Raw genomic sequence first — 26,341 nt, 5'->3', positions numbered from 1 at the left:
TCATGGCGGTCACCGACGTCCTCCCCACCGATCGGACGGCCCTGCGGGCGCAGGCCCGCGCGTTCGCCGGCGACGTCCTCGCCCACGTCCGCGAGGTCACCGATCCGCTGCCCACCCCGACCGAGCGCTACCGCGCCACCCGCCCCTTCTACCGGCAGATGGTCGAGGCCGGCTTCCTGCGCCGGCTCGTCCCGCAGGCGCTCGGCGAGGACGGGACCGGGGCGACGACCACGGCGGCGATGGCCGAGGAACTGGCCGCCGGCGACCCGAGCGTCGCCCTGCACCTGTTCGCGACCGGGCTCGGGCTGAACCCCCTGCTGCGCGCCGGCACCCCGGCCCAGCACCACCGGTTCCTCGCCCCGTTCCTGGCGACGACGGGGACCCCGCTCGCCTCGCTGGCCCTCTCCGAGCCCGGTGGCACCGCCAACCTCGACCAGCCGGACCCCGGCACCGGGGTGGACGTGGGGCTGCGGACCACCGCGCGACGCGACGGCGGTGGCTGGACGATCGACGGGACCAAGCAGTGGGTCTCGCACGGGACCGGCTGGGACGGCGTCGGACCGGACCTCATGACCGTGGTGTGCCGCACCGGGGACGACCCCGACCCGCGGCGCTCGACGGCGGTGCTCCTCGTGCCCGGCCCGATCGAAGGCCTGACGATCACCAAGGTTCTCGAGCCCCTCGGCCACCGCGCCCATCTCCTCCCCCGCTTCACGCTCACCGACGTGTCCGTGCCGGACGAGAACCTCCTCGGCGAGGTCGGCGACGGGCTCGGCATCGTCACCGCCTCGTTCGGCGGCGCGCTGGTCGGGGCGTGCGCGGCCGGCGTCATGCGCGCCGCCTTCGACGTCGCCCTGCGCTTCGCGCGGACCGACCGGCGGGGCGGGCTCGTCCCGGTGGTCGAGCACCAGGGCGTCGGCTTCCAGCTCGCCGACGTGAAGACCCGCATCGAGGCCGTCCGCGGCCTCACCCGCGCGGCGTGCGCGGCGGTGGACAGCGGCTCGCCCGGTGCCGAGGAGCTGTCCGTGCACGCCAAGGTGTTCGGGTCGGAGGCCGTCGTGCAGACGCTGGTCGAGCTGATGCGGGTCGTCGGCGTCGACTCCTACGGTCACCACCTGCCGCTCGCCGGGCTCATCCAGGACGCGCTCGCCTACCCGCTGTTCAGCGGCGGCAACAACGGCTTCCGCCGGCGCCGGCTGCACGCCCTCCTCGCCGACCCCGCCTATGACCCGTGGAGCACCGTCGACGACTGACACGACCACCGTCGCGGTGTGAGCAGCACCATCCCGGTACCGATTAGTAGGACTTCCGAGTAACCGACGAGGGGCGGCACCGTGGAGGGAGCGTCGCTCCCTGGCGTGCCCCGCCCCTCGTGGAGGTCCACGTGCCAGCTGCCCCGATCACCGCCCGGACCGTCGAGGCGCGCGAGGCGCGGTTGCTCGGGCTGGGGGCCTACCGACCCCGACGCACGGTCACCAACGACGAGGTCTGCGCACGGATCGAGGGCACCGACCCGGGCTGGGTCCTGGCGCGCTCGGGCATCACCAGCCGGCGGTTCGCCGCCCCCGACGAGACCGTCATGGTGATGGCCGCTCAGGCGGCCGGCGACGCCCTGGCCGCCGCCGGCCTGGCCGCGGGCCAGATCGACGCGGTGCTGGTCGCGACCATGTCCCCCGACACCGTCTGCCCGCAGGTCTCGACCCGCGTCGCCGCCCTCCTCGGCGTGACCGCGCCGGCGATGGATCTCGGCGCGGCGTGCTCGGGGTTCTGCTACGGCCTCGAGCTCGCCGCCTCGCTCGTGCGCGGCGGCACCGCGCGGCACGTGCTCCTCGTCGGCGTCGAGCGCATGAGCGACCTGCTCGACCCCACCGACCGCGGCACCGCGTTCCTCTTCGGCGACGGCGCCGGCGCGGTCGTCGTCGGCCCCTCCGCGACCCCGGGCGTCGGGCCGGTCGCCTGGGGCAGCGACGGCGCCAACGCCGACCTCATCGTCCACGGCCCGGGCGGGTCGGAGAGCGACGAGCAGGTCCCCGGCCTGCGCATGCAGGGCCCCGCGGTGTTCCGGTGGGCCAGCACCCACATCGCCCCGCTCGCCGAGAAGGCGCTCGCCGCCGCCGGCGTCCGTGTCGCCGACCTCGACGCCTTCGTCCCCCACCAGGCCAACAACCGGATCACCGACGCCCTCGTCCGCGCCCTGGCGCTGCCCGAGGGCACCGTCGTGGCGCGCGACGTCGTCACCACCGGCAACACCTCCGCGGCCTCGGTTCCCCTGGCCATGCACGCGCTGCTGACCGACGGCACCGCCCGGCCCGGCGACCTCGCCCTGCTGGCGGGCTTCGGCGCCGGTCTGACCTACGCCGCCCAGGTCGTCGTCCTGCCGGGTGTGGGCTGCTGACGCCCGCCGCGGTCGCACCTCGGCGAGACGGCTCTCCGGTTATCCCGGGCCGGCTCGTCGTCGTCCCGGGATCAAGATCTACTCGATGATCGGGAGCGGACAGACAAGAACCCTCTGACCTGGGCGGATGCCCTGGTCGGAGGGGTTCGTCGTGTGCGTCGGGACGACAGGATTTGAACCTGCGACCCCTTGACCCCCAGTCAAGTGCGCTACCAAGCTGCGCCACGTCCCGCACCGTCGCCTCGTGCTCGCGACGGACGCCACGGTACCCGACGCGATCGCCGCGCCCGAGCCCGGGGACGTCGGCAGCGCCGACACGCTCGTCCGGGAGAGATCACCAGCGCGCTGCGCACCCCAGACGGCCTCCGGAGGTGCGTGATGCGCCGTTGATCTCCAGCACACGTGCATCCCCGAGGGCGGAGCCAGCTCCCCCGCAAGATCGCTGCTGGTGCTCCGTCCGGTCGGTCGCGTCTCCCCCGAGGAGCACCTCGCACGATCTTGTCCGCCGACCCTCCTGCACAGATCCGGTGGTGCACGCCATAGTGGGCGGGTGGCTGCGACGACGCTGACGGCGGCGACCCTGGCCGATCTCCCCGCGGGGGTCCCCGGCCCGACCTACGACCGCGGTGCGATCTCGGTGGGCATCGTCCACTTCGGGGTCGGCGGGTTCCACCGGGCACACCAGGCGATGTACCTCGACGAGCTCATGCAGCAGGGCAAGGCCCTGGACTGGGGCATCTGCGGTGTGGGGGTGCTCGAGGCGGACAAGAGGATGGCCGAGGTCACCGAGGCCCAGGACGACCTCTACACCCTCGTGCTCAAGCACGCGGACGGCCGCCGCGAGCCGCGGATCATCGGCTCGATCGTCGACTACCTCTACGCCCCCGACGACCCGGAGGCCGTCCTCGAGCGCATGACCGACCCGGCCACCCGGATCGTCAGCCTCACCGTCACCGAGGGCGGCTACCACAAGAACGCGAGCACCGGGGAGTTCGACGACCGCGACCCCGCCATCCAGGCCGACATCGCGGCCGCCGAGGGCGCGGCGCCGCAGACCACCTTCGGCTACATCGTCGAGGCGCTGCGCCGGCGACGCGACGACGGCACAGGCCCGTTCACGGTCATGTCGTGCGACAACATCCAGGGCAACGGGCACGTCGCCCACGCGATGATCACCGCGTACGCCCGCCGGCGGGACCCGGAGCTCGCGGACTGGATCGAGGCGCAGGTCCCGTTCCCCAACTCGATGGTCGACCGGATCACGCCGCGCACCACCGACGACGACCGCGAGGAGTTGGCGAGCTCCACCGGGATACACGACGCCTGGCCGGTGGTGTGCGAGCCGTTCACGCAGTGGGTGCTCGAGGACAAGTTCGTCGCCGGGCGGCCCGCGTTCGAGGACGTCGGCGTCCAGGTCGTCGCCGACGTCGAGCCCTACGAGCTGATGAAGCTGCGCCTGCTCAACGCGAGCCACCAGGCGATCGCCTACCTCGGCTACCTCGCCGGCTACCGCTACGCCCACGAGGTCGCCGGCGACCCGCTGTTCGCCGGGTTCACCCGCGCCTACATGGACCGCGAGGGCACGCCGACCCTCCAGCCGGTCCCGGGGGTCGACCTCGACGACTACAAGGCCACGCTGATCGAGCGCTTCGCCAACCCGGAGATCCGGGACACGCTCGCGCGCCTCGCTGCCGAGAGCTCCGACCGCATCCCGACCTGGCTCGTGCCGGTCATCCGGATCAACCTCGAGAACGGCGGCGAGATCGAGCGCTCGGCGCTGGTCGTCGCCTCCTGGGCCCGCTACGCGGAGGGCGCTGACGAGCAGGGCGAGCCGATCGAGGTCGTCGACACCGGCCGCGCCGAGGACCGCATCGCCGCCGCGCGCCGCTACCCCGACGAGCCGCTGGCGTTCCTCGCCGACCGCGACCTCTTCGGCGACCTGATCGACGACGAGCGGTTCACGACGGCCTACCGGGCCCACCTCGACGCCCTCCACACCCTGGGCTCGCGGGCCGTGGTGACGGACGTCGAGGCACGATTGCCCCATTGAGCACACAGCCGCTTCACACGTTCGGGCTCATTGGGGCAGACTTCCGGACTCCTTGACGCCCGTATCCGGAGGACCGGCGGTGCCCCGAACCGCGCGTCCCACCCCGCACGGGACCTGGCCGTTCACCGGCCGCGAGGCGGAGCTCCGCGCGGTGTCGGACGGCCTCGCCCGCGACGGCGCCGTCGTGGTGGCCGGACCCGCCGGGGTCGGCAAGAGCCGTCTCGCGCGCGAGCTCGTCGGACGCCTGTCCCCCGGCGGCGCGGTACACGTCGCCACCGGCTCGCTGTCCGCCCGCGACATCCCTCTCGGAGCGTTCGCGCCGTGGCTGGCGGCGCCGGTCGACACCGGCGCCGACCCCGAGGCCGGCGTCTCCGCGCTCGCCCGCGTCGGCGCGGCGCTGCGCGCGGGCGGGCCGGACTCGTTGCTCCTGGTCGACGACGCCCACCTGCTCGACGACGTGTCGGCCACGCTCGTCGGCCAGCTGGCCGTTGACGGGGCGCCGCGGCTCGTCCTGACCGTGCGGGCCGGCGAGCCGTGCCCCGAGGCGATCACGGCGATCTGGAAGGACGGGCTCGCCGAGCGCATCGAGATCGACCCGCTCGGGCCGGCGGCCGCGGCGACCCTGCTCGGGACCGCGCTCGGCGGGCGGGTCGACGCCCAGACCCAACGCCGCCTCCACGACGCGACCCTCGGCAACGTCCTCTGGCTGCGCCACCTCGTCGACGGCGAGCGCGCGGCGGGACGGCTGCGCCCGGTCGACGGACGCTGGGAATGGCAGGGCCCGAGCGTCCTGCCGCCCGGGCTCGAGGCGCTGCTGGCCGCCCGGATGGGGAAGCTCGACGACGACGAGGCCCACGCGCTCGAGCTGGTGGCCCTCGGCGAGCCCCTCGGTCTCGGCGTGCTGACGGGGCTCGTCTCCGAGGACGCCGTCGATCGCCTCGCCGAGCGCGGCCTCGTCGTCGCGGCCGAGGACGGCGCGCGGGCGGAGGTGCACCTCGCGCACCCCCTCTACGGGGAGGTGACCCGCGCGCGGATGAGCCTGCCGCGGGCCCGGCGCCGTCGCGGGGAGCTGTCCGCCGCGTTGCGCGCGGTCGGGAGCCGCCGCGCCGGCGACGACCTGCGCCGCGCCGTGCTCGATCTCGGCAGCGACAGCCCGCCGGACTCGACGCTGCTCGTCCTCGCCGCGGAGCACGCGATGAACCTGACCGACTTCGGGCTCGCCGAGCGCCTGCTGCGGGCGGCGGTCGAGGCCGGCGGCGGGTTCGACGCCCGTCTCGGGCTGGGCTTCCTGCTCGGCTGGATGATGCGCGCCGAGGAAGCAGACGCCGTCCTCGCGGCCGCCCTGCCCGAGGCGGGCTCCTCGCACGAGCGGGCCCGCGCGCTGCTCGCACGGGTGCACCTCCTCGTGTTCATCCTCGATCGCGCCGACGAGGCGCGGGCGCTGCTCGACCGCGAGGGCGTCGACGCGGACGGGGCGCCGTTCCCCGAGACGACGGCCCTGCGCGCGGTCCTGCTGGTCTGTGTCGGCGACGTCGTCCCGGGCCTGGAGGCGGCGGCCGCGGTCCTCGGGCGTCCCGGGGCCTCATCGCAGGCGACGACCTGGGCGTCGTGGGCGGCGGCGTACGGGGTCGCCTTCCGGGGCGCCGGCGGGACCCCGGTGCGCGAGCACGTCGCCCGCGGGATGGAGGCCGCCCGGCAGGCCCCCGAGACCGTGGCGATGCTGGGCAACCTCGGGTTCGGCGACGTCCTCGACACGGGCTTCCGCGGCGTGCTCGACGACGCCCGTCCCCGCCTCGACTGGGTCGAGAGCCTGCCCGGACAGCACGGGGCCACGTGGTCGGCGCTCTACCAGGGGCGCCTCGCCCTCGAGGCCGGGCGCGTCGTCACCGCGGCGCGGCTGCTCGACAGCATCCTGCCGGCGTTCCCCGGTCACGGCGGCGGGTGGACGGCGTGGTTCCACGCGATGATCGCGCAGGCCCGTGCCGCGACCGGTGACGCCGCCGGCGCCTCGGCCTCGGTCACCGCGGCCGAGCAGACGCGCCACCCCGTGATCCGTGCCGGGGACGGCGACCTGCAGCTCGCGCGGGCCTGGATCGCCGCCGCGCGCGGATCGCTGCACGAGGCCGTGGCGGCGGCGCGGCGACTCGCGACGGACTCCCACCGGCAGGGCCAGCGGGCGGTGGAGATGGTCGCCCGGCACACCGCGGTCCGGTGCGGCGACGGCGACCAGGTCGAGCCCCTCGCCGACCTCGCCCGCGTCCTCGACACGCCGCGCGCCCGCGCCGCCGCCCGGCACGCCGCCGGTCTCGCCGCCCGGGATCCGGACGTCCTGCTCGGCGCCGCCGACGACTTCGAGGACGCCGGCCTGCTCCTGGCCGCCGCGGACGCCGCCGCGCACGCCGCGGCCGCCGCCCGCGACCGGGGGCGGCTCCCGGCCTCGACCGCCGCCGCCGACCGGGCGATCGCCCTGGCCGAGGAGCGCTGCGAGGGCGCGTCCACCCCGGCGCTCGAGCTGGCCCGGGCGCCGTTGCCGGTGAGCAGCCGCGAGCGCGAGGTCGCGATCCTGGCCGCCGAGGGCATGAGCAACCGCCAGATCGCGGCACGCCTGCACGTCTCGGTCCGCACCGTCGAGAGCCACGTCTACCGCGCCTGCACGCGACTCGGGCTGCCGGATCGCGCGGCGCTGGCCGCCGCCGTCGTCGCCGCCGCCCGGGCGACAGCGCCGTGACGTCGGTCATGTCCATGTGTGTATGACCTCCGGTAACGGGATACCTTCGGTAACAGGAACAGCGGTAACAGGAACACGCTGTACCTCGTATCCGGAGGCATCCGATGACCGAGCTGCTCGACGCCCGCCCCGGCACCCGCCGCGACGCCGCGGGCGGCCCCGACGACACGGCCCGCCGCCTGCTCGAGTCCGCGGCCGCGCGCTCCCACGACCCGGCGACGGAGATCGACTGGGACGCGCCGCTCGACCCGGACCAGCACGGACTGAACCCGGAGTGGAGCACCCTCTACGGGACCGCGCTGTGGGACGAGATGTCGCACGAGCAGCGCGTCCGGCTCACGCGCCACGAGGTGTGCTCGATCATGAGCACCGGGATCTGGTTCGAGATGATCCTGCAGCAGATGGTGCTGCGCGATCAGTACGCCGCCGACCCGGCCGACCCCGGATTCCGTTTCGCGCTCACCGAGATCGGCGACGAGTGCCGCCACTCGATCATGTTCGCCCGCGCCTGCGAGACGATGGGCATCCACCCGTCGGTCCCGCCGCGCCTCGCCCTCGAGCTCGGGCGCTTCTTCAAGACCGTCGCCTCGGCCGAGTCCGCCTACGGCGGCATCCTCGTGGCCGAGGAGGTCCTCGACGTCATGCAGCGCGACTGGATGCGCGGCGAGGACGTGCTGCCGCTGGTGCGCGAGACCAGCCGCATCCACGTCGTCGAGGAGTCACGGCACATGAAGTTCGCCCGCCAGGAGATGCGCGAGCGGCTGGCCGGCGCCGGCCGCACCCGCCGCCACCTCTCCGCCTGGCTCATCGCCGCGAGCGCCCAGGTGATCGTGGGCAACATGGTCAACGAGAGCGTCTACGCGGCCGCGGGGCTCGACCCGGAGCGCGCGGTGCGCGAGGCGCGGCACAACGAGCACCACCACGCGATGGTCCGCTCGAGCTGCGCGCACCTCATGGACTTCCTCGGCCAGGTCGGGCTCCTCACGCGGCCCGCCTCCGCGATGTACCAGCGCGTCCACATGCTCTGAGCCGGGGAACCGCCATGGCCTTCGCGATCACCCAGACCTGCTGCACCGACGCGTCCTGCGTGGCGGTCTGCCCGGTCAACTGCATCCACCCCACGCCCGACGAGCCGGGCTTCGCGTCCACGTCGATGCTCTTCATCGACCCGGGCACGTGCATCGACTGCGGCGCCTGCGCCGACGCCTGCCCGGTCGACGCGATCAGCCCGGTGGACCTGCTCGCCGACGATGGCTACGCCGAGATCAACGCGGCGTACTTCGCGGAACACCCCGCCGACCACGCCTGGGGTGCGCCGGACTTCCCCCGCACCGCGCCGGGCGTCGGGCCGCTGCGCGTCGCGGTGGTGGGCACCGGCCCGGCGGCCTGCTACGCGGCGCAGGAGCTCCTGCGGTCCACCGAGGCCGAGGTCACGATGATCGACCGGCTGGCCACGCCGGGCGGGCTGGTGCGCTACGGCGTCGCGCCCGACCACCCGTCGACGAAGAAGGTCGGCGACACCTTCGCCACGCTGTTCTCCCACCCGCGGGTGCGTCTGCACCTCGGCATCGAGGTCGGCCGCGACCTCACCCACGCCGAGCTCGCCGAGCACCACCACGCGGTCATCTACGGGACCGGTGCGGCGGGCGACCGCCGCCTCGACCTGCCCGGCGAGGACCTGCCCGGCAGCGTGCCCGCCACCCGCGTCGTCGGCTGGTACAACGGCCACCCCGATGTGCCGCCCGACGCGCTCGACCCGGCGGTGGAGCTCGCCGGGGAGCGGGCGGTCGTGATCGGCAACGGGAACGTCGCGCTGGACGTCGCCCGGGTCCTGCTCACCGACCCCGACGCGCTCGCGGGCACGACCATCGCCGGACCGGCTCTGGAGCGCTTGCGCCGCAGCGCGGTGCGCGAGGTCGTGGTGCTCGGACGCCGCGGGCCCGAGCACGCCGCCTACACCCGCCCCGAACTGCGCGCGCTGACCCGCCTCGACGGCGTCGAGCTGGTGGTCGACGACGGCCCGGAGACGGGCTCGGCCATCGACGGTGCCGCGCCGGGCAGCCACGCGGGCTTGCTCGCCGGGGTGGCGCGCCGGCCGGTGGACCTCGCCGCGGCGCCCGAGCCCGGGCGACGGATCGTCCTGCGCTTCGGCTCCTCCCCCACGGCGATCCTCGGCGAGGACCGGGTCACGGCCGTCCGGACCGCCACGACGGACATCGCGGCCGGCCTCGCCGTCCGGGCCGTCGGCCACCGCGGGACGCCCCTGCCGGGCCTGCCCTTCGACCCGGCGAGCGCGACGGTGCCGCACGCGGCCGGCCGTGTCGTCGACCCCGAGACCGGCGCGGCCGTGCCGGGTGCGTACGTCGTCGGCTGGGCGAAGCGCGGCCCGTCCGGCGGCATCGGGACCAACCGCACGTGCGCGTCCGAGACGGTCGGCACGCTGCTCGACGACGCCCTCGCGGGCGACCTCCCGGCCCCGGCCCGCGCGCCACGACATCTCTCGCGGCTCCTGCGGCGCCGGCGTCGCCGCGGACGGTCGACATCGGCGGTGGCCGGCGGGCGTACCGACGCGGGCCGGGACGTCGGAGACCTGGTGCCGGCGGGGACCGGACGCTAGCCCGGGCCGCGGGACGGCTCGGCGCGCGGCCCGAGGACCGGCTGTCCGCCGCGACCGGCGCGGTGCCCCACCTCCCACGGCCACCGCCCGCGGTCGTCGGCGCGGACGAGCTGGAGGGCTCGCAGGTCGGCGCCGAAGAAGTCGACCGCGACGAACAGGTGCGCGTCCGGATGCGGCAGCGCCACCACCTCGGCCTCGCGCCCGTCGCCCATGACCCGGCGGTCGCCCGGCCGCGGCGGGCCCTCGGTCAGGACTCGTGTCGCCTCGGCGTTGAGCAGCCGCATGGACTGCTCCGGCCCCGACGCCGTCACGACCAGCTCCGGGAGCCCGCGCGGCGTCAGCCCGAGGGTGTAGGCGAACGGGGGGCGGTCGCGGTACCGCTCCACGAACTGCACGGCCCAGCCGTAGGCGCTCATGAGCCCGGCCATGTGGGCCAGATAGTCGTTCCGGGTCGATCCCGGGTGATCACAGGTCCAGCACACGGCGTCCTCCTCGCGCTCGGCACGAGACGAGGGTGCACCGGACCCCCGACAGCGTCGGACGATCAGCCGCTCAGGGGCCGCGGGTCGCGGCCGGCGAGGGCGAGCACGCGGTCGAACTCGGTGTCGGTGGCGACCTCGACGATCGGGCCGTAGAGCCCGGTGCGGGCCTGCTCGCCGGCCTGCGCGACACCGCCGACGAACTCGCCGACCGCTGCGACGTCCTCGTCGCGCACGCAGTACGTGGCGCCGACCGAGCGCGCCAGGTCCCACCCGTGCAGCACCAGCTCCTCGAGCGCGACGATCCCGAGCTGGGCGCGGGGCATCGTCAGCCCGCCCGCGGAGCCCTCGCCCTCCCAGGCCCCGGGCTCCGTCCACGCCGCCGCGAGGTCGGCGAGGCGCTCGTCGAGGAGCGCGCGCCACCCGTCGCCCACCGCGGCGGGCGCCCCGCCCCGGTCGGACTCGGTGTGCCGCGCGACGTTCGCGAAGTGGGCGGTGAGGGCGAGCAGGTGCCCGACCAGCTCGCGCACGGTCCACGGCCCGCACGGCGAGGGACGGTCGAGGTCGTCGTCGGACACCTGCGCGGCGACCCGCGCGACCTCGCGCGCGGCCGGACCGAGATCGTGCACGGCGATCACTCCTCAGGACTCGTTGGTCCTGAGAACGTATCAGCGTTTGCGCCCGCCGCGCTTCCCCTTCTCGCGGACACGGACGTTGATCTGGACCGGCGTGCCGGTGAGCGGGAACGTCTCGCGCAGCTTGCGCTCGAGGAAGCGCCGGTAGCCCGCCTCGAGGAAGCCCGAGGTGAACAGCACGAACGTCGGCGGCCGGTTCTGCGCCTGGGTCGCATAGAGGATCTTCGGCTGCTTGCCGCCGCGGACCGGCGGGGGCGTCGCGGCGACGACGTCGGAGAGCCACTGGTTGAGCTGCCCGGTGGGCACCCGGCGATCCCAGTTCTCGAGCGCGGTGCGCATGGCCGGGGCGAGCTTCTGTACCGCCCGCCCGGTGCGCGCGGAGATGTTGACCCGCTCGACCCAGGGGAAGCGCACCAACGCCCGCTCCAGCTCACGGGTCATGGCGTATCGGCGGTCGTCGTCGACGAGGTCCCACTTGTTCATCGCGAGCACCAGGGCGCGGCCGGCCTCGGCGACCTGGGAGGCCACCCGCAGGTCCTGCTCGCTGATCGGCTCGGAGGCGTCGAGGAGCAGGACCGTGACCTCGGCGGCCTCGATCGCGGCCTTCGTGCGCAGCGAGGCGTAGTACTCGGTGCCCGAGGCCTGGCCGACCTTGCGGCGCAGGCCGGCGGTGTCGACGATCTTCCAGGTCTCGCCGTCGATCTCGACGAGCGAGTCGACGGGGTCGGTCGTCGTGCCGGCCACGGCGTCGACCACCGAGCGCGTCTCGCCGGTGAGCTGGTTGAGCAGGCTCGACTTGCCGACGTTGGGCTTGCCGACCAGCGCCACGCGCCGGGGACCGCCCTCGAGGTCGACGTCGTCGCGCGGGCTGGTGGGCATCGCGTCGAGCACGATGTCGAGCAGGTCGCCCGAGCCGCGCCCGTGCAGACCCGACACCGGGTGCGGCTCGCCGAGCCCGAGGCGCCAGAGCGCCGCGATCTCGCCCTCGCCCCGCTGATCGTCGATCTTGGTCGCGGCCAGGATCACCGGGCGGTCGGAGCGGCGCAGGGTGCGGGCCACGGCCTGGTCGACCGCCGTCGCGCCGACCTGGCCGTCGACCACGAGCAGGATGACGTCCGCGGTCGCCATCGCCGTCTCGGCCTGCGCCGAGATCGCCGCCTGCATGCCCTTCGCGTCGGGCTCCCAGCCGCCGGTGTCCAGCAGGGTGAACCGCCGGCCGTTCCACAGCGCGTCGTAGGCGACGCGGTCGCGCGTCACGCCCGAGACGTCCTGCACCACCGCCTCGCGACGACCCAGGATGCGGTTGACCAGCGTCGACTTGCCCACGTTGGGGCGCCCGACGACCGCCAGCACCGGCTGCGCCGGGCGCCCATCTCCGGCCGATACAGCATCACCGTCGATGCCCGTTCCTGCGTCGCCGTCGGCGAGCACAGCGGGCCCTTCCTCGTTCAATCTCTATCCCTTGTGAGAGCCGACTCCCGCGTCGGCGAAGCCGACGATCATATCGCGGTCCTCGGCGAGGCCCTGCAGGCGGTCGAGCACGCCGTCGATGTCGAGCGTCGAGGTGTCGACCTCGACCGCGTCCTCGGCCGGGCGCAGCGGAGACGCCGCGCGGGAGGAGTCGAGCGTGTCGCGCCGCGCCAGGTCGGCCTGGGTGTCGGGCGCGCCGACCCGGCCCGCCGCCGTGTTCTCCGCGTCGCGGCGACCCGCGCGCACGAGCGCCGATGCCGTCAGGAAGATCTTCAGCCCGGCGTCGGGGACGACGACGGTGCCGATGTCACGGCCCTCGACCACGATGCCCGTGCCGTCGGCGAGGGCCTCGGCGACGATCCGGCGCTGCTCGGAGACGAGGTGGGCGCGCACCGCCGTGAGCGCGGAGACCGCCGAGACCGCGCCGGTGACCGCGGTGCCCCGGATCTCGGCGCCGACGTCCTCGCCGTCGAGACGAACGCGTGGCTCGGCCGGGTCGGTCGAGAGCTCGAGGCGGGCACCCAGGACCACGGCCACCACGTCGTCGTGGCCCTCGGCGGTGGTGGCGGCGAGGTCGAGCGACAGCCCCGAGCGCAGCACGGCCAGGGTCGCGGCCCGGTACATGGCGCCGGTGTCGAGGTAGCGCGCGTCGAGGCGCATCGCCAGACCGCGCGCCGTCGTCGACTTGCCCGTGCCGGACGGCCCGTCGACGGCCACCACCCCGCGCAGCGTCGCGTCCATCCTGAAGCCGCCTCCCGAACACCGTGCGCACCGGACCGCATCCCGTTCGGGAGACCATTGTGCCCTGCGATCGGGGCCGTTGTCGGCTCCGGGTGAGGCGGTCTACAGCCCGACGGCCCGGTAGAGCGAGCCGACCTCGTCGCGGCCCAGCTTGCGCAGCGTGCCCGGACGCTGCTCGCCGAGGGTCACGTCGCCGACCGCGGTGCGCACGAGGCGCTGGACGGGCTTGTCGACGGCGTCGAGCAGGCGCCGCACGATGTGCTTGCGGCCCTCGTGGAGCACGACCTCCACCATCACCCGCGCCCCGGAGCGGTCGATCACCCGGAAGCTGTCGACCGCGGCCGGACCGTCGTCGAGCTCGACACCGTCGCGCAGCCGGCGCCCGAGATCCTTGGGGATCGGCGCGCGGACCTCCGCGAGGTAGGTCTTGGGCACCTCGTAGGACGGGTGCATGAGGCGGTTCGCGAGCTCGCCGTCGTTGGTGAGCAGCAGGAGTCCCTCGGTGGCGGCGTCGAGGCGACCGACGTGGAAGAGCCGCTGACCCTCGGCCTTCTCCAGCACGATGTCGCCGACGCAGCGGCGGCCCTCGTCGTCCCACATCGTCGAGAGCACGCCCTCGGGCTTGTTCAGCGCGAGGTGGACGGTCTCGGTGTCGGTGACGACGCGCGAACCGTCGACGTGGATCACGGCGGTGTCCGGGTCGACCCGGATGCCCATCTCCTTGACGACCTTGCCGTCGACCTCGACGCGGCCGTTCCTCATGAGGATCTCGGCCTGGCGCCGGGACGCCACTCCCGCCTCGGCCAGGACCTTCTGCAGGCGGACGCCGTCACTCACGGTCACAGGTTACCAGCGGCCGGGGTGCCGGCGGCGTGGTGACCGCTCGGCCTCCTGACCGCACCGGTCGTCGCAGGAGACGCGGAGCGCACACCGCCGTCACGTGATCGACACGGGCCGGGGATCAGATGCGGCCATCGGGGGGACGAATCGCACGAACGGAGCAACACACGGTGACCCACGTCCAGCCCGCGCCGGCCCTCCCCCTCGTGTCGGCGCCGCGGCCCCGGGTGCTGGTGGTCGGACCGCGCGCGGACGCCCGCGGCGGGATCGGGAGCGTGCAGCACGCCCTGGAGCGGCACGCCGAGGCGCTGGCCGACCTCGACGTCGTCACCACCCACCGCGACGGGCCGGCCGCGACCCGGCTGCGGACGATGGCCGCCGGCACCCTCGCGGCGGCGGTCCACCTCGTCCTCCGCCCGCCGGACCTCGTCCACATGCACGTCTCCCAGCGCGCGTCCGTGCTGCGCAAGGGACTGCTCGGCGCGCTGGCGCGGGCCCGGCGCGTACCGGTCGTGCTGCACCTCCACGGCTCGGAGTTCCTCGACTGGTTCGACGGGCTCCCCACGCCGGCGCGGGCGGTCGTGCGCGCCCTGGTGCGCCCGCATCGGCTCGTCGTGCTCTCGGAGAGCCTGCGCGGGCGCTACGCGGCGCGCCTGGGTGTCGCGATGCGCCAGGTGACCGCGCTGCCCAACCCGGTGGAGTGGCCGGAGGGCCCGGCGGCCGAGCACGCGCCCGGTGGCGACGTCCTCGCGGTGTTCCTGGGCCGGTTCGGGGCGCGGAAGGGCGTCTACGACGTGGTGGCGGCCTGCGCGCTGCTCTCCCCGCCCGCGCGCCGCCGCCTGCGACTCGTGGCGGCGGGCGACGGCGAGGTCGACGGGGTCCGGGCCGCGGTCGCCGCTGCGGAGGTGGGCGACGTCGTCGAGGTCCGCGAGTGGCTCGACCGCGCCGAGCGCGACGCCCTGCTGCGCCGCGCCGAGGTGCTCGTGCTGCCCAGCTCGCACGAGGGGCTCCCGATGGCGGTGCTGGAGGCGATGGCGTTCGGTGTCGCACCGGTGGTGACGCCGGTGGGCGCATTGCCCGAGGTGGTCCGCGACGGGCAGAACGGCGTGCTCGTGCCCGTCGGAGACCCGGCGGCGCTCGCCGCGGCGCTCGAGGCCCTCGTCGTCGACGACGACCGCCGCCGGGCCCTCGGACGGCGGGCGCGCGAGGACGCGGAGCCCTACGCCGCGACCCACTGGGCGGACCGCCTCGCCCGGATCTGGGCGGCGGCGTAGGCCTCATCGCCGTCACAACCGTCGTGTCCGGTGCGACTACGTCGCAGACATCCCGACGACGGAGGAGCCGGACATGCTCGGTCGCAAGACCTTCACCCCCGACGAGATCGCGAACGCCCGTGCGGCGGCCGACGCCCAGATCGCGGCCCTGCGCCGGGCCGACGACCCGGCACTCGCCAACGCCCTGCTGCTCGCCCTCGACCGGCGCTTCGTGCACCGCGTGCGCGTCACGTCGGGCAAGGACACCAACCCGGTCACCGAGGTCGAGCTGCTGGCCGAGTCGCTCATCGACCACGACGGCGTGCTCACGCCGAACGCCGTGATCAAGTACCGGCCCGAGCGGGCGGTGCTCGGCCTGGCGCCCGGGGACGCGATCGCCCTCGACGCGGACGGGCTCGAGCGCCTGATCGCGGCCTTCTTCACCGAGCTCGAGGTGCGGTTCGGCGACGAGGTCCCCGCTTAGCGCAGCCCGTCCCAGAGGTCGCGCTCCGGGCCGTCCGGCGTGTCGAGGAGCTCGTCGGCGACGTCGAACCGGTGCGTGGTCGGGGTCGCGGCGGTGTAGCCCGGCCAGCCGGGATCGCCGTCGTGGGCGAAGGCCACCCACGCCGCGCGCATCCGCGCGGCGAGGGCCCGCGTCTCCTCGGTGTCGGGCACGGCGAACAGGCCGGTGTCGACGCGCCCGACCGCGTCGAACACGAACGGCAGCTCCAGACCGTGGCAGGCGCCGAGCAGCCCGTCGGCGGCCGGCGAGCGCCACGCGAACTCGTAGCGCCAGGTCCGCCCGGTGTGCGCGTCGGCGAGGCGGCGGGTCGGGACGGCGAACATCCAGTCGGTGCGCACGGCGTCGAAGACCTCGCGGACGGAGCCCCCGCGGGCGCGGTAGGCGGCGACCACCGCGTCGGGGTCGGGGTGCAGCCGGGCCACGGTGGCCCGCAGCGCGTCCTCGCCGGGCGCGGGCAGCCCGACCGCGTCGCCGAAGACCGAGTAGAGCGCCATCTCCTCGGTGTTGTGCCCGACGAGCAGGTCCACCTCGGCGGCGGCCCCGCGGGCGAGCGCGTCGACCGGCTGGCCCTCGAGGAGCTCGTCGTCGACGACGGGGGCCAGCGCGGACAGGCCCATGAGCGGGTCGCGCACACCCTGGACGGTGAGATCGGGCGGGGACATCCCGAGGCGCCCGACGGCCGCGACGAGGCCCTCGTCCGGGACGTCGACGAGCTCGGCCGGGGTGACGCCGAGGTCCTCGGCGAGCGCGACGGTGGTGACGGCCGCCTGCTGCGGCACGAGGACGTGGGAGCCGCCGCCGCTCTGCACCACGGCGCGGCGGATCAGGCCCGTGGGCGCCGCGACGAGGAGGTCGGCGACCGACAGCGCGCCCGCGGACTCCCCGAACACCGTGATCCGGTGCGGGTCCCCGCCGAACGCCGCGGCGTTGTCCTGCACCCACCGCAGCGCGGCGATCTGGTCGTGCAGGCCGCGGTTCGCGACGACGCCGGGGATCGCGGCGAACCCGGGCACGCCCAGGCGGTAGGTGACCGTCACGACGACGGCGCCTTCGCGCGCGAGCCGGGACCCGTCGTAGACCGGGGCCTGCGCCGACCCGCCGACGAACGCGCCGCCGTGGACGAACACCATCACCGGCAGCCCGTCGCCGGTGGCGGGCGCGCGGACGTCGGCGGTCAGGTACTCGGCGCCCGGCACCCAGCCCGGGCCGGTGATCGGGGTGATGTCGGGCATGCCCGGGCGCGGGAGCAGCTGCGGCGCCGTCGCGCCGTGCGCCGTCGCGTCGCGCTCGCCGTCCCAGCCGGCCGGCTCGGGGCGCGCGAACCGGCGCTCCCCCACCGGGGCGGCCGCGTAGGGGACGCCGAGGAAGGAGGCGATCCCGTCGGTCACCGTGCCCCGGATCGTCCCGCTCGTGGTCTTCCGAATCTCGTCCACAGCGCAGGACTTCCCTCCACGTCGATGACGTCACCACCGGAGCGCGCCGGAGATCGCGGAACAGCGCGACGGAGGAGCGCTGGTGTGCGCATCTCCTTGGCGCGACCGGCAAGCCCTACTCGTCGATGTCGTCCACGTCGGGCAGCAGCGGGGCGATCGGCGGCAGCTCGTCGATGCTGTCGAGCCCCAGACGCTCGAGGAACATCTCGGTGGTGCGGTAGAGCGTCCCGCCGCCGGCGCCGTCCGTGCCCGCCTCGGTGATCAGCCCACGGGCGGCGAGCGTGCGCATGACCCCGTCGACGTTGACGCCGCGCACCGCCGCGACCCGCGAGCGCGTCACCGGCTGGCGGTAGGCGACGACGGCGAGGGTCTCCAGCGCCGCGCGGGTCAGACGCGTGCGCTGCCCGTCGAGGACGAAACGCTCGACGTACGGGGCGAAGCGGTCGCGGCTGTAGAGCCGCCAGCCCTCGGCCGTGGTGCGCAGCTCCATCCCGCGGCCGCGCTCGGTGTACTCCGCGGCCAGACCCTGCAGGGCCTCCTGCACGCGCGGGATCGGCTGGCGCAGGACGTCGGCGAGCTGGTCGGTCGGCGCGGGCGCGTCGACCACGAGCAGCACGGCCTCCAGCGCCGCGACGAGCTCGGCGTCGGAGACCAGCTCCTCCTCGAGCTCCTCGAGGGGGTCGGTGCCCTCGCTCACGGCTCGTTCTCCGGGTCCGCGCTCGCGCTGCCCGCGTCACCCCCGGGCGCCCACCGCACGCGCAGCTCGGCGAAGGCCTCGGGCTGGTCGAGGGCGACGTCGCGGGCGCGGTACATCTCGAGCACGGCGAGGAAGCGTCCCACGACCTCGATGCCGTGCTCGCAGTCGGCGACCAGCGACGCGAACGTCGCCGCGCCCTGGTCCTTCAGGCGGCCGGTGAGGATCACGACCTGCTCGGGGACCGAGACCGTCGAGGCGTGCAGGTGATCGATGCTCACCGTCGGCGGCGGCTGCGGGCGGAACACGGCCGCCGCGAGCTCGGCGAACCCCTGCGCGTCGACCCCGAGCTGCACGGGCGGCAGGAGCTCGGCGAACCGGGGCTCGAGCGTGACCGCCCGCGGGTAGCGCAGCCGCGCCGCGCCCTCGAGCTCGCGGAACAGCGCGGCGACCTGCTGGTACGCCCGGTACTGCAGCAGGCGGGCGAAGAGCACGTCCCGCGCCTCGAGCAGCGCGAGGTCGTCCTCGTCCTCCACGTCGGCCTGGGGCAGCAGCCGGGCGGCCTTGAGGTCGAGCAGGGTCGCCGCGACGACGAGGAAGCCGGTCGTCTCCTCGAGGTCGGCGTCGTCGCCGAGCGCCGCGGTGTAGGCGATGAAGTCGTCGGTGACGCGGGACAGCGCCACCTCGGTGACGTCCAGCTCGTGGCGACCGATGAGCTGCAGGAGCAGGTCGAACGGGCCGGTGAAGTTGTCCAGGCTGACCTGGAAGCGGCTGCGTTCGGGGGCCTCGGTCTTCTCGGGGGCGAGCGTCACCGGGCGATGACCTCACGGGCCAGGGCTCGGTAGGCCTCGGCGCCCGCGGAGCGCCCGGCCCAGCGGGTGATCGGCTCGCCGGCCACCGTCGTCTCCGGGAAGCGCACGGTGCGGTTGATGACGGCGTCGAAGACGAGCTCGCCGAACGCCTCGACGACGCGGGTCATCACCTCGCGGGTGTGCAGCGTGCGCGGGTCGTACATCGTGGCCAGGATGCCGGTGATCTCCAGCTTGGGGTTGAGGCGGTCCTGCACCTTCTCGATCGTGTCCATGAGCAGCGCGACCCCGCGCAGGCTGAAGAACTCGCACTCCAGCGGGATCAGCACGCCGTCGGCGCAGGCCAGGGCGTTGACCGTCAGCAGCCCGAGCGAGGGCTGGCAGTCGACGAGGACGTAGTCGTAGCGGTCGAGCACCGGCGCGATCGTGCGGCCCAGCGACTGCTCGCGGCCGACCTCGGTGACCAGCTGGACCTCGGCGGCCGAGAGGTCGATGTTCGACGGCAGCAGGTCCATGCCCTCGACGGTGGTCGTGCGGATGACGTCCTCGATCCGCGTGCCCTTCTCCATCAGGAGGTTGTAGATCGTGGTCTCGAGCTGGTGCGGCTGCACGCCCAGCCCGACCGACAGGGCGCCCTGCGGGTCGAAGTCGACGAGCAGCACCCGCCGTCCGTACTCGGCGAGCGCCGCGCCGAGGTTGATCGTCGAGGTGGTCTTGCCGACGCCGCCCTTCTGGTTGCACATGGCGAGGACCGTCGCCGGCCCGTGCCCGTCGAGCGGGCCCGGCACCGGGACCTCCCGTCGCGGACGTCCCGGGGGCACCTCGTCCACGCCCTCGGCCCTCACGGCCTCGGCGTTCCGGACCGGCTCGGCCCGCCCGGACTCCTCAGGCCAGAGGACCGGCTGGGGGTTCGACATCGCGTCCCTCCCTCGCGTACCCGGCCGACGCGTGCTCGTGCGTTCAGCGTAGGAGGCCGGTGGGGCGTGCCCGCGCACGACTCGCCGGGCAGGGAGACGACGTCGGGGGCCCGGTCCGTGCGACGGTGGCGCGTTCGAGTGGCGGCGGTCACGGACGGCGACCCGATCCGCCCGTTCCGTCACGATCTTCCCGATGAGCGGAAGCGGCGGTGACGCCTCTGTGTGGCCGTTCACATACTGCCCGCCACTGCCCCGGACCCCACGAGGACGTGTGCGATGACCAGCGAACCGACGACCGCCACCCGATCCCCCCGCCGAGCCGCCGGAGCGGGCTGGGTGCGCCCGCTGTGCTGGTGCGCCGTGGCGCTCGAGGGCTTCGACCTCGTGGTGATCGGCGTCGTCATGCCCGTGCTGCTGCGCGACCCGGCGTGGGACCTCGACCCGGCCGGCGCCTCGGTGGTCGTCACGGTCGGCCTGCTCGGGGTGATGGTGGGCGCGCTGGCCGTCGGACCGATCGCGGACGTCGTCGGGCGCCGTCGCACGATGATCGCGACGGTCGCCGGCTTCTCGGTGCTGACGCTGGCGTGCGCCTTCGCCCCGAACCCCGAGGTGCTCGGGGTGCTGCGCTTCCTCGCCGGGCTGGGGCTCGGCGGCGTGCTGCCGGTCGCCCTGGCGCTCGTCGCCGAGTACGCGCCGACCGGACGCGGGAGCAGCGCCACGACGATCATGATGACCGGCTACCACGTCGGCGCCGTCCTGACCGCCCTGCTCGGCATCCTGCTCATCGCACCGCTCGGCTGGCCCGCGATGTTCGTGGCGGGCACGATCCCCGCCCTGGTCCTCGTGCCGCTGCTGGTGCTGCGGCTGCCGGAGTCGGCGGCCTACCTCGAGCGCCGCGCCGCCGGGGACTCGAGCTGGCGCGGTGGACGCAGTGAGCGGTCCAACCCGGTCGCCACGCTGTTCCGCGACGGCCTCGCGCGCCCGACCATCGCCTTCTGGATCGCGTCGTTCATGGGCCTGCTGCTGGTCTACGGCCTGAACACCTGGCTGCCGGAGATCATGCGCTCGGCCGGCTACGCGCTCGGCGCGGCGCTCGCGCTGCTGCTCGTGCTCAACGTCGGCGCCGTGCTCGGGCTGCTGCTCGCGGGCACCGTCGCCAACCGGATCGGGGTGCGCCCGGCGACGATCGCCTGGTTCGCCGCGGCGACCCTGTTCCTCGCCCTGCTCTCGATCCGCCTGCCCGGCATCGGGATCTACGTGAGCGTGCTGCTCGCGGGCCTGTTCGTCTTCTCGGCCCAGGTCCTGGTCTACGCCTACGTCTCGCAGCTCTATCCCGCGGAGGCCCGGGGCACCGCGCTCGGCACCGCCAGCGGCGTCGGGCGCCTCGGTGCCATCGCCGGCCCGATCGTCGGCGGCGCCCTGCTCCAGGCCGGCCTCGCCTACCCCTGGGGCTTCTACGCCTTCGCCGTCGTCGCCGCCCTCGGCGCCCTGGGCGTGGTGCTGGTGGGCCGCGCGCCCTAGCCATGTGAGCGAACTTCCGGGCTATAGCCCGGAAGTTCGCTCACGTACTGCCACCGAGGAAGCGCACCACCGCCGTCGCGATCTGGTCGGCGACGGCGTCGGGCGGGTGCAGCGGCAGGACGACGTGGCTGATGGTCAGCCGCGCGGCGATCTCGGCGGCGTTCGTCGCGGTCGGTGCGTCCAGCTCGGGTCGGCGACGACACAGGAACGCCGCCGCCCGGTCGCGCGCCGCCGCGATCAGCGGCTCCGCCTCGCTCGTCAGCAGCGGCAGCAGGTCCGCCACGCCCTGACCGGTGAGCATCACGCGCAGCAGCGGGTCGCGGGCGACGGTGTCGAGGGTCGTGCGCACCGCCTCCACCCACGCCCGGTACAGATCATCCTCGCCCTCGAGCGCGGCCTCGAGCCCGGTGAGGAACTCCTCGGTGCGCCGCAGCACGAGCGCCGCGGCGAGCCCCTGCTTGCTCGCGAACTCGTTGTAGAGCGTCTGGCGGCTCACGCCGATGCCGTCCGCGACGTCCTGGAGCCGCAACCCCCGCCACCCGCCCGCCTCGAGCAGCTCCGCCGCGCGCTCGAGCGCCTCGTCGCGGACGAGGCCGCGGGTGCGGTCGGCGAAGGTCGGGGCCACACGCACACCATAGACACGAACGGCTGCCGTGTCTTTCTTGTGGACACAACAGCGCTCCGTGTCTAACGTCCGGGGCATCCGACACCGTGGAGGTGGCCGTGTCCGTGGTCCGCACCGCGACGGGTGAGCGCCTGTCGTCCGTCGTGCTCGCGCCGATGCCGGCGGGTGTCGACCGGCGGCTGCTCGAGAAGACGCGCCCGCAGCGGGTCGTGCCGCTCACGGAACCGCCCGCCGGCTCGGGCCTGGCGGCGGTTCCCGGCGACGCCGGGCCGCCGGTGATCGGGCACACGCTGTCCTACATCCGCTACGGCAGCGCCTTCACCCGCGCCCGGCACGCGGCGCTCGGGCCGGTGTCCTGGTGCGGGTTCGTCGGCGAGCACGTCGTCATCGCCGCGGGCCCCGACGCCACCCACCAGGTGCTCACCAATCCGGACAAGGCCTACTCCCAGGACGGCTGGCGGTTCCTCGTCGACGACTTCTTCCACCGCGGGCTGATGCTGCTCGACGGCGACGACCACCGCGTGCACCGCCGCGTCATGCAGGAGGCGTTCACCGCGCCGCGCATCCGCGGGTACGTCGATCGCACGGTGCCCGTGCTGCGCGAGGAGATCCCCACCTGGCCGCAGGGCCGCCAACTGCGCGTCTACCCGATGCTCAAGCGCCTGACCCTCGACGTCGCCACCCACGTCTTCATGGACGACCGGTCGGGCCCGGAGGCGGAGCAGGTCAACGAGTCGTTCATGGCGTGCGTGCAGGCCGCCAGCTCGATCGTGCGCCGCGACCTGCCCGGCACCCGGTACCGCGCGGGCCTGCGCGGGCGGGCCCTGCTCGAGCGCTACTTCCTGGCGGCGCTGCCGGCGAAGCAGGCGGGCGAGGGCGACGACCTGTTCTCGGCACTGTGCCGCGCGCGCACCCCGGAGGGCGAGGCGTTCACCGACGACGACGTCGTCAACCACATGATCTTCCTGATGATGGCCGCCCACGACACGTCGACGATCACCAGCGCAGCCGCGGCCTACTACCTCGCCGCGAACCCGGAGTGGCAGGAGAAGGCGCGGGCGGAGTCGCTGGCGCTCGGGCCTGACGTACCGGATCTCGCGGCCCTGCAGTCGCTGGAGACCCTCGACCTCGTCCTCAAGGAGTCGCTGCGGCTCGCGGCGCCGGTGCCGGTCGTGATGCGTCGGACGACCAAGGACACCGCGCTGCTCGGCCACCACCTGCCCGCGGGCCAGCTGGTCATGGCCGCCGGCGCGGTCAACCACTTCGACCCGGCGATCTGGACCGACCCCGACGCCTTCGACCCCGACCGCTTCAGCGACGCACGCCGCGAGGACAAGGCCCACCGCGACGCGTGGATCCCCTTCGGGGGCGGCGTGCACAAGTGCCTGGGCATGCTCTTCGGTTCGCTCGAGGTCACCGCGATCCTCCACGAACTGCTGCGCCACCACCGCATCACCGTCGCGCCGGGCTACACGCCGCGCTGGGACAACACCTCGCTCCCCGTCCCCGCCGACGGCCTCCCCCTGCGCCTGGAGCCGCTGGGCTGACCTACGTGAGCGAACTTTGGTGCTATAGCACCGAAGTTCACTCACATACGGGCGCGCGGGTGAGCCATCGCGAAGACCTCGCGCAGGGTGTCGACGGTGACCTGGGTGTAGATCTGCGTCGTGGTCACCGAGGCGTGGCCGAGCAGCTCCTGCACGACGCGCAGGTCGGCGCCGCCGTCGAGCAGGTGCGTGGCGAACGAGTGGCGCAGGGTGTGCGGCGAGATCGCGGCGTCGACGCCCGCGCGGTCGGCGGCCTCGCGCAGCGACGCCCAGGCGCTCTGGCGGGACAGGCGGGCGCCACGGGCGTTGAGGAACAGGGCCGGCGTGCCGCGCCCTCGCGCCGCCAGGGCGGGGCGGGCGCGCACGCGGTAGGCCTCGAGCGCGGCGAGCGCCGGACGCCCGATCGGCACGATGCGCTGCTTGCCGCCCTTGCCGGCCAGACGCACCGAGCGCGCGACGGTGTCGACGTCGTCGACGTCCAGCCCGACGGCCTCGGTGATGCGCGCGCCGGTGGAGTAGAGCAGCTCGAGCAGGGCGCGGTCGCGGACGCCCGCCACGTCGTCGGCCTCGCTCCCGCGCACCGAGAGCAGCCGGTCGACCGTCGCGACGTCCAGCGCCTTCGGCAGCCGGCGCGGGGGCGACGGCGGGTGCACCTCGCGGGCGACGTCGACGGCGACCAGCCCCTCGGCGAGCGCGAACCGGTGCAGCCCCCGCACCGCCACCACCGCCCGGGTCGCCGACGCCGTGGCCAGCGGCGCCCGGTCCCCGCCGCCGGTGCGCAGCGCCACGAGGAAGTCGGTGACGTGGCGCTCGGCGACGTCGGCGAGGTCGCTGACGCCCGCGGCGTCGAGGTGCTCGAGGTAGCGGTGCAGGTCGCGCCGGTAGGAGGCCAGCGTGTTGTCCGCCGTGCCCCGCTCGACGACGAGGTGGTCGAGGTAGAGGCGGACCGCGGAGGCCGGGGTGCTCATCCCGCCTCGGGCAGCACCTCGGCCAGCCGCCGCACCGGCAGGTCGTGGGCCGCGCCGACGGCGTCGGAGACCAGCTCGCCGTCGACGACCGCGATCCCCTTCGCCAGCGCCGGGTCGGCCGCCGCCGCGCCGGCGAGGCCCCGGTCGGCGAGCTGCAGCACGTAGGGCAGCGTGACGCCGGTCAGCGCGCGCGTGGAGGTCGTCGGCACCGCGCCGGGCACGTTGGCGACGCAGTAGAAGATCGAGTCGTGCACGCGGTAGGTCGGCTCGGCGTGCGTGGTCGGCCGGGTGTCGGCGAAGCAGCCGCCCTGGTCGACGGCGAGGTCGACGAGCACCGACCCGCGGCGCATCTCGGCGACCAGCTCGTTCGGGACGAGCACGGGCGCCTTGGCGCCGGGCACCAGCACCGCGCCGATCACGAGATCCGCCTCGCGGCAGGCGCGCTCGACCTCGGGGGTGCTGGAGAGCACGGTCCGGACGGCGCCCGAGAAGATCTCGTCGACGCGCCGCAGCGCCTTGACGCTGACGTCGAGCACCTCCACCGACGCGCGCAGCCCCACCGCGATCGTCACCGCCGCGAGGCCGGACGTCCCGGCGCCGATCACCGCGACCCGCCCCGGCCGGACACCCGGCACCCCGCCGAGCAGCACACCGCGCCCGCCCTGCGCGTTCTCCAGGTGGTGCGCGCCGACCTGCGGCGCCATGCGCCCGGCGATCTCGCTCATCGGCGCGAGCAGCGGCAGGACGCCGTCGGGGGTCTGGACGGTCTCGTAGGCGACGGCCGTGGTCCCCGCGTCGAGCAGGGCCGTCGTGCACGCCCGGGACGCCGCGAGGTGCAGGTAGGTGAAGAGCACCTGACCGCGCCGCAGCCGGTGGTACTCCTCCTCGACGGGCTCCTTGACCTTGAGCAGCAGGTCGGCGGACGCCCACACCTCGTCGGCGGTGTCGAGCACCCTCGCCCCGGCGTCGCGGAACGCGTCGTCCGTGATCGCCGAGCCCAGCCCGGCACCGGTCTCGACGAGCACCTCGTGGCCGCGGCGCACGAGCTCGGTGACCCCGATGGCCGTCAGCGCGACCCGGTCCTCGTGGTCCTTGACCTCCCGCGGCACACCCACCTTCATGGCCGGACCATAGCGGGGCGCGCACCCCCTGACGGGGCGCCGCGCGGCGGGCGGACACTGATCACGTGCGACTCGGGTTCTCGGTGCCACAGTTCGGCGACGCCGTCGACGAGGCCGGCCGGATCGGCGACTTCGCGGCGCGCGCGGAGGAGATCGGGGCGGCGAGCCTCTGGGTCGGCGACCGGCTGCTCGCCGCCGTCGACCCGACGGTCGGCTACGGCGGCACCGACACCATCCCCACGCAGTTCCGCCGCACCCTCGACCCGTTCGCCCTGCTCGCCGTCGCCGCGACCCGCACGACGCGGGTCGTGCTCGGCACCAGCGTGATCGTCGGCCCGCTCTACCCACCGGCCGTGCTGGCCCGCTCGCTCGGGACGATCGGCGCGCTGGCCGCGGGACGCCTGGTCGCCGGGCTGGGCATCGGCTGGTCGCCCGAGGAGTACGCGGGCGCCGGGCTGGGCTTCGACCACCGGGGCGCCCGGCTCGACGAGCTCCTCGACGGGCTGGACACGCTCTGGTCCGCGGCGCCCGCGCCCCTGACCGGGCCCCGCTTCCCGCTGCCCGCGGTGCACGTCGAGACACCGGAGCCGCGCCCGGCGGTCTACCTCTCCGCGTGGTCGGAGGCCGCGCTGCGCCGCGTCGGACGTCGCGCCGACGGGTGGCTGCCGGTCGGGCGGCTGCCGAGCGACGACATCGAGGGCCAGGCCCGGGCGCTGCTGCGGTTCCGCGCGAACATCGACGCCGCCGCCGAGGAGGCGGGCCGGGACCCGCATGACGTCGGCACGGCGCTGCGTCTCAACGCCGCCGCCGGCACCGACGCGGCCACGATCGCCGACGCCGCGCGCCGCTTCGTCGACCTCACGGGCTTCACCGACGTGTTCGTCGACCCCATGTACATCGCCCCGGGCATCGACGACGGGTTGGCGCTGCTCGAGGACCTGATCCGCCGGACGGCGTAGTCGCGGTGCGAGTCCT

The 26,341-nt window shown here is 74.8% G+C and carries 23 protein-coding genes and 1 tRNA gene; 11 read left to right on the top strand and 13 right to left on the bottom strand.

What is annotated here, in order from left to right:
* Positions 1-2: 2 nt before the first annotated feature.
* Complete coding sequence (locus ACR9E3_RS31985) at positions 3-1,253, top strand: acyl-CoA dehydrogenase family protein (protein WP_460385079.1); 1,251 nt, start codon at positions 3-5, stop codon at positions 1,251-1,253.
* Between the two features lie 131 nt (positions 1,254-1,384).
* Positions 1,385-2,395 carry a beta-ketoacyl-ACP synthase 3 gene (locus ACR9E3_RS31980; RefSeq protein WP_460385078.1) on the top strand — a complete coding sequence of 337 codons (1,011 nt, stop codon included), beginning with the start codon at positions 1,385-1,387 and terminating at the stop codon, positions 2,393-2,395.
* Between the two features lie 158 nt (positions 2,396-2,553).
* Here the strand turns inward: ACR9E3_RS31980 and ACR9E3_RS31975 are convergent.
* Positions 2,554-2,627 (bottom strand) — tRNA-Pro (locus ACR9E3_RS31975).
* 318 nt (positions 2,628-2,945) lie between these two features.
* Here ACR9E3_RS31975 and ACR9E3_RS31970 point away from each other — a divergent pair.
* The 4 genes from ACR9E3_RS31970 to ACR9E3_RS31955 all read left to right on the top strand — a co-directional run bounded on the left by ACR9E3_RS31970 (position 2,946) and on the right by ACR9E3_RS31955 (position 9,790).
* On the top strand, positions 2,946-4,445 hold the full coding sequence (locus ACR9E3_RS31970; protein ID WP_460385076.1) for a mannitol dehydrogenase family protein: 1,500 nt from the start codon (positions 2,946-2,948) through the stop codon (positions 4,443-4,445).
* A 79-nt stretch (positions 4,446-4,524) separates the two neighbouring features.
* Positions 4,525-7,173: a helix-turn-helix transcriptional regulator gene (locus tag ACR9E3_RS31965; protein ID WP_460385075.1), complete on the top strand. Its 2,649-nt coding sequence runs from the start codon at positions 4,525-4,527 to the stop codon at positions 7,171-7,173.
* 104 nt (positions 7,174-7,277) lie between these two features.
* Complete coding sequence (locus ACR9E3_RS31960) at positions 7,278-8,201, top strand: AurF N-oxygenase family protein (RefSeq protein WP_460385074.1); 924 nt, start codon at positions 7,278-7,280, stop codon at positions 8,199-8,201.
* A 14-nt stretch (positions 8,202-8,215) separates the two neighbouring features.
* On the top strand, positions 8,216-9,790 hold the full coding sequence (locus tag ACR9E3_RS31955; protein ID WP_460385072.1) for an FAD-dependent oxidoreductase: 1,575 nt from the start codon (positions 8,216-8,218) through the stop codon (positions 9,788-9,790).
* On the opposite strand, the gene ACR9E3_RS31950 is transcribed toward ACR9E3_RS31955, so the two are convergent.
* From ACR9E3_RS31950 to ACR9E3_RS31930, 5 genes are all read right to left on the bottom strand, one after another.
* Positions 9,787-10,218, bottom strand: a complete 432-nt coding sequence (locus ACR9E3_RS31950) for a DUF4262 domain-containing protein (RefSeq protein ID WP_460385071.1) — start codon at positions 10,216-10,218, stop codon at positions 9,787-9,789. The two genes, ACR9E3_RS31955 and ACR9E3_RS31950, sit on opposite strands and share 4 nt — an antisense overlap.
* Positions 10,219-10,334: 116 nt before the next feature.
* The gene (locus tag ACR9E3_RS31945; protein WP_460385070.1) at positions 10,335-10,898 is read right to left on the bottom strand and encodes a TIGR03086 family metal-binding protein; all 564 of its coding nucleotides are present in this window, start codon (positions 10,896-10,898) and stop codon (positions 10,335-10,337) included.
* Between the two features lie 39 nt (positions 10,899-10,937).
* Entirely contained in the window at positions 10,938-12,305 is a 1,368-nt protein-coding gene (gene der / locus ACR9E3_RS31940) for a ribosome biogenesis GTPase Der (protein WP_460385089.1), read from the bottom strand.
* A 54-nt stretch (positions 12,306-12,359) separates the two neighbouring features.
* On the bottom strand, positions 12,360-13,115 hold the full coding sequence (gene cmk / locus ACR9E3_RS31935) for a (d)CMP kinase (RefSeq protein WP_285659383.1): 756 nt from the start codon (positions 13,113-13,115) through the stop codon (positions 12,360-12,362).
* A 102-nt stretch (positions 13,116-13,217) separates the two neighbouring features.
* Positions 13,218-13,952: a pseudouridine synthase gene (locus tag ACR9E3_RS31930; protein ID WP_460385069.1), complete on the bottom strand. Its 735-nt coding sequence runs from the start codon at positions 13,950-13,952 to the stop codon at positions 13,218-13,220.
* A gap of 173 nt (positions 13,953-14,125) precedes the next feature.
* Between ACR9E3_RS31930 and ACR9E3_RS31925 the strand changes: the two genes are divergently transcribed.
* Positions 14,126-15,229 carry a glycosyltransferase family 4 protein gene (locus ACR9E3_RS31925; RefSeq protein ID WP_460385068.1) on the top strand — a complete coding sequence of 368 codons (1,104 nt, stop codon included), beginning with the start codon at positions 14,126-14,128 and terminating at the stop codon, positions 15,227-15,229.
* A 73-nt stretch (positions 15,230-15,302) separates the two neighbouring features.
* Complete coding sequence (locus ACR9E3_RS31920) at positions 15,303-15,692, top strand: hypothetical protein (protein ID WP_460385066.1); 390 nt, start codon at positions 15,303-15,305, stop codon at positions 15,690-15,692.
* Here the strand turns inward: ACR9E3_RS31920 and ACR9E3_RS31915 are convergent.
* From ACR9E3_RS31915 to ACR9E3_RS31900, 4 genes are all read right to left on the bottom strand, one after another.
* Positions 15,689-17,164: a carboxylesterase/lipase family protein gene (locus ACR9E3_RS31915; protein ID WP_460385065.1), complete on the bottom strand. Its 1,476-nt coding sequence runs from the start codon at positions 17,162-17,164 to the stop codon at positions 15,689-15,691. The genes ACR9E3_RS31920 and ACR9E3_RS31915 overlap by 4 nt on opposite strands.
* Before the next feature lie 115 nt (positions 17,165-17,279).
* Complete coding sequence (scpB, locus tag ACR9E3_RS31910) at positions 17,280-17,861, bottom strand: SMC-Scp complex subunit ScpB (RefSeq protein WP_460385064.1); 582 nt, start codon at positions 17,859-17,861, stop codon at positions 17,280-17,282.
* Entirely contained in the window at positions 17,858-18,670 is an 813-nt protein-coding gene (locus ACR9E3_RS31905; protein ID WP_460385062.1) for a segregation and condensation protein A, read from the bottom strand. Before ACR9E3_RS31905 ends, scpB begins: the two co-directional genes overlap by 4 nt.
* A complete protein-coding gene (locus tag ACR9E3_RS31900; protein ID WP_460385060.1) occupies positions 18,667-19,584 on the bottom strand; it encodes a ParA family protein in 918 nt (305 codons plus the stop codon). The genes ACR9E3_RS31905 and ACR9E3_RS31900 overlap by 4 nt, the downstream gene beginning before the upstream one ends.
* Positions 19,585-19,860: 276 nt before the next feature.
* Here ACR9E3_RS31900 and ACR9E3_RS31895 point away from each other — a divergent pair, with 276 nt between their 5' ends.
* Complete coding sequence (locus ACR9E3_RS31895) at positions 19,861-21,105, top strand: MFS transporter (protein ID WP_460385059.1); 1,245 nt, start codon at positions 19,861-19,863, stop codon at positions 21,103-21,105.
* A 40-nt stretch (positions 21,106-21,145) separates the two neighbouring features.
* Here ACR9E3_RS31895 and ACR9E3_RS31890 read toward each other — a convergent pair whose 3' ends face one another.
* Positions 21,146-21,730, bottom strand: a complete 585-nt coding sequence (locus ACR9E3_RS31890; RefSeq protein ID WP_460385058.1) for a TetR family transcriptional regulator — start codon at positions 21,728-21,730, stop codon at positions 21,146-21,148.
* 98 nt (positions 21,731-21,828) lie between these two features.
* On the opposite strand from ACR9E3_RS31890, the gene ACR9E3_RS31885 reads away from it, so the two are divergent.
* The gene (locus ACR9E3_RS31885; RefSeq protein ID WP_460385057.1) at positions 21,829-23,277 is read left to right on the top strand and encodes a cytochrome P450; all 1,449 of its coding nucleotides are present in this window, start codon (positions 21,829-21,831) and stop codon (positions 23,275-23,277) included.
* Positions 23,278-23,318: 41 nt separating this feature from the next.
* On the opposite strand, the gene xerD is transcribed toward ACR9E3_RS31885, so the two are convergent.
* Both xerD and ald read right to left on the bottom strand, forming a co-directional pair.
* Complete coding sequence (gene xerD / locus ACR9E3_RS31880) at positions 23,319-24,245, bottom strand: site-specific tyrosine recombinase XerD (protein WP_460385056.1); 927 nt, start codon at positions 24,243-24,245, stop codon at positions 23,319-23,321.
* On the bottom strand, positions 24,242-25,366 hold the full coding sequence (ald, locus tag ACR9E3_RS31875) for an alanine dehydrogenase (protein ID WP_460385055.1): 1,125 nt from the start codon (positions 25,364-25,366) through the stop codon (positions 24,242-24,244). The genes xerD and ald overlap by 4 nt, the downstream gene beginning before the upstream one ends.
* Before the next feature lie 65 nt (positions 25,367-25,431).
* Here ald and ACR9E3_RS31870 point away from each other — a divergent pair, with 65 nt between their 5' ends.
* A complete protein-coding gene (locus tag ACR9E3_RS31870) occupies positions 25,432-26,325 on the top strand; it encodes an LLM class flavin-dependent oxidoreductase (protein ID WP_460385053.1) in 894 nt (297 codons plus the stop codon).
* Positions 26,326-26,341: the final 16 nt, after the last annotated feature.

This window comes from Actinomycetospora sp. C-140 (assembly GCF_054796175.1).
Note: the sequence above shows the minus strand (reverse complement) of the source record. Positions and strands in the feature narration are given on the sequence as shown.

Bases quoted from the DNA above. Each gene is read 5' to 3' on its own strand.
- ACR9E3_RS31895 (WP_460385059.1), top strand. From the start codon at position 19,861: ATGACCAGCGAACCGACGACCGCCACCCGATCCCCCCGCCGAGCCGCC.
- cmk (WP_285659383.1), bottom strand. From the start codon at position 13,115: ATGGACGCGACGCTGCGCGGGGTGGTGGCCGTCGACGGGCCGTCCGGC.
- ACR9E3_RS31950 (WP_460385071.1), bottom strand. From the start codon at position 10,218: ATGGCCGGGCTCATGAGCGCCTACGGCTGGGCCGTGCAGTTCGTGGAG.
- ACR9E3_RS31920 (WP_460385066.1), top strand. From the start codon at position 15,303: ATGCTCGGTCGCAAGACCTTCACCCCCGACGAGATCGCGAACGCCCGT.
- ACR9E3_RS31900 (WP_460385060.1), bottom strand. From the start codon at position 19,584: ATGTCGAACCCCCAGCCGGTCCTCTGGCCTGAGGAGTCCGGGCGGGCC.
- ACR9E3_RS31985 (WP_460385079.1), top strand. From the start codon at position 3: ATGGCGGTCACCGACGTCCTCCCCACCGATCGGACGGCCCTGCGGGCG.
- ACR9E3_RS31960 (WP_460385074.1), top strand. From the start codon at position 7,278: ATGACCGAGCTGCTCGACGCCCGCCCCGGCACCCGCCGCGACGCCGCG.
- ald (WP_460385055.1), bottom strand. From the start codon at position 25,366: ATGAAGGTGGGTGTGCCGCGGGAGGTCAAGGACCACGAGGACCGGGTC.
- ACR9E3_RS31955 (WP_460385072.1), top strand. From the start codon at position 8,216: ATGGCCTTCGCGATCACCCAGACCTGCTGCACCGACGCGTCCTGCGTG.
- xerD (WP_460385056.1), bottom strand. From the start codon at position 24,245: ATGAGCACCCCGGCCTCCGCGGTCCGCCTCTACCTCGACCACCTCGTC.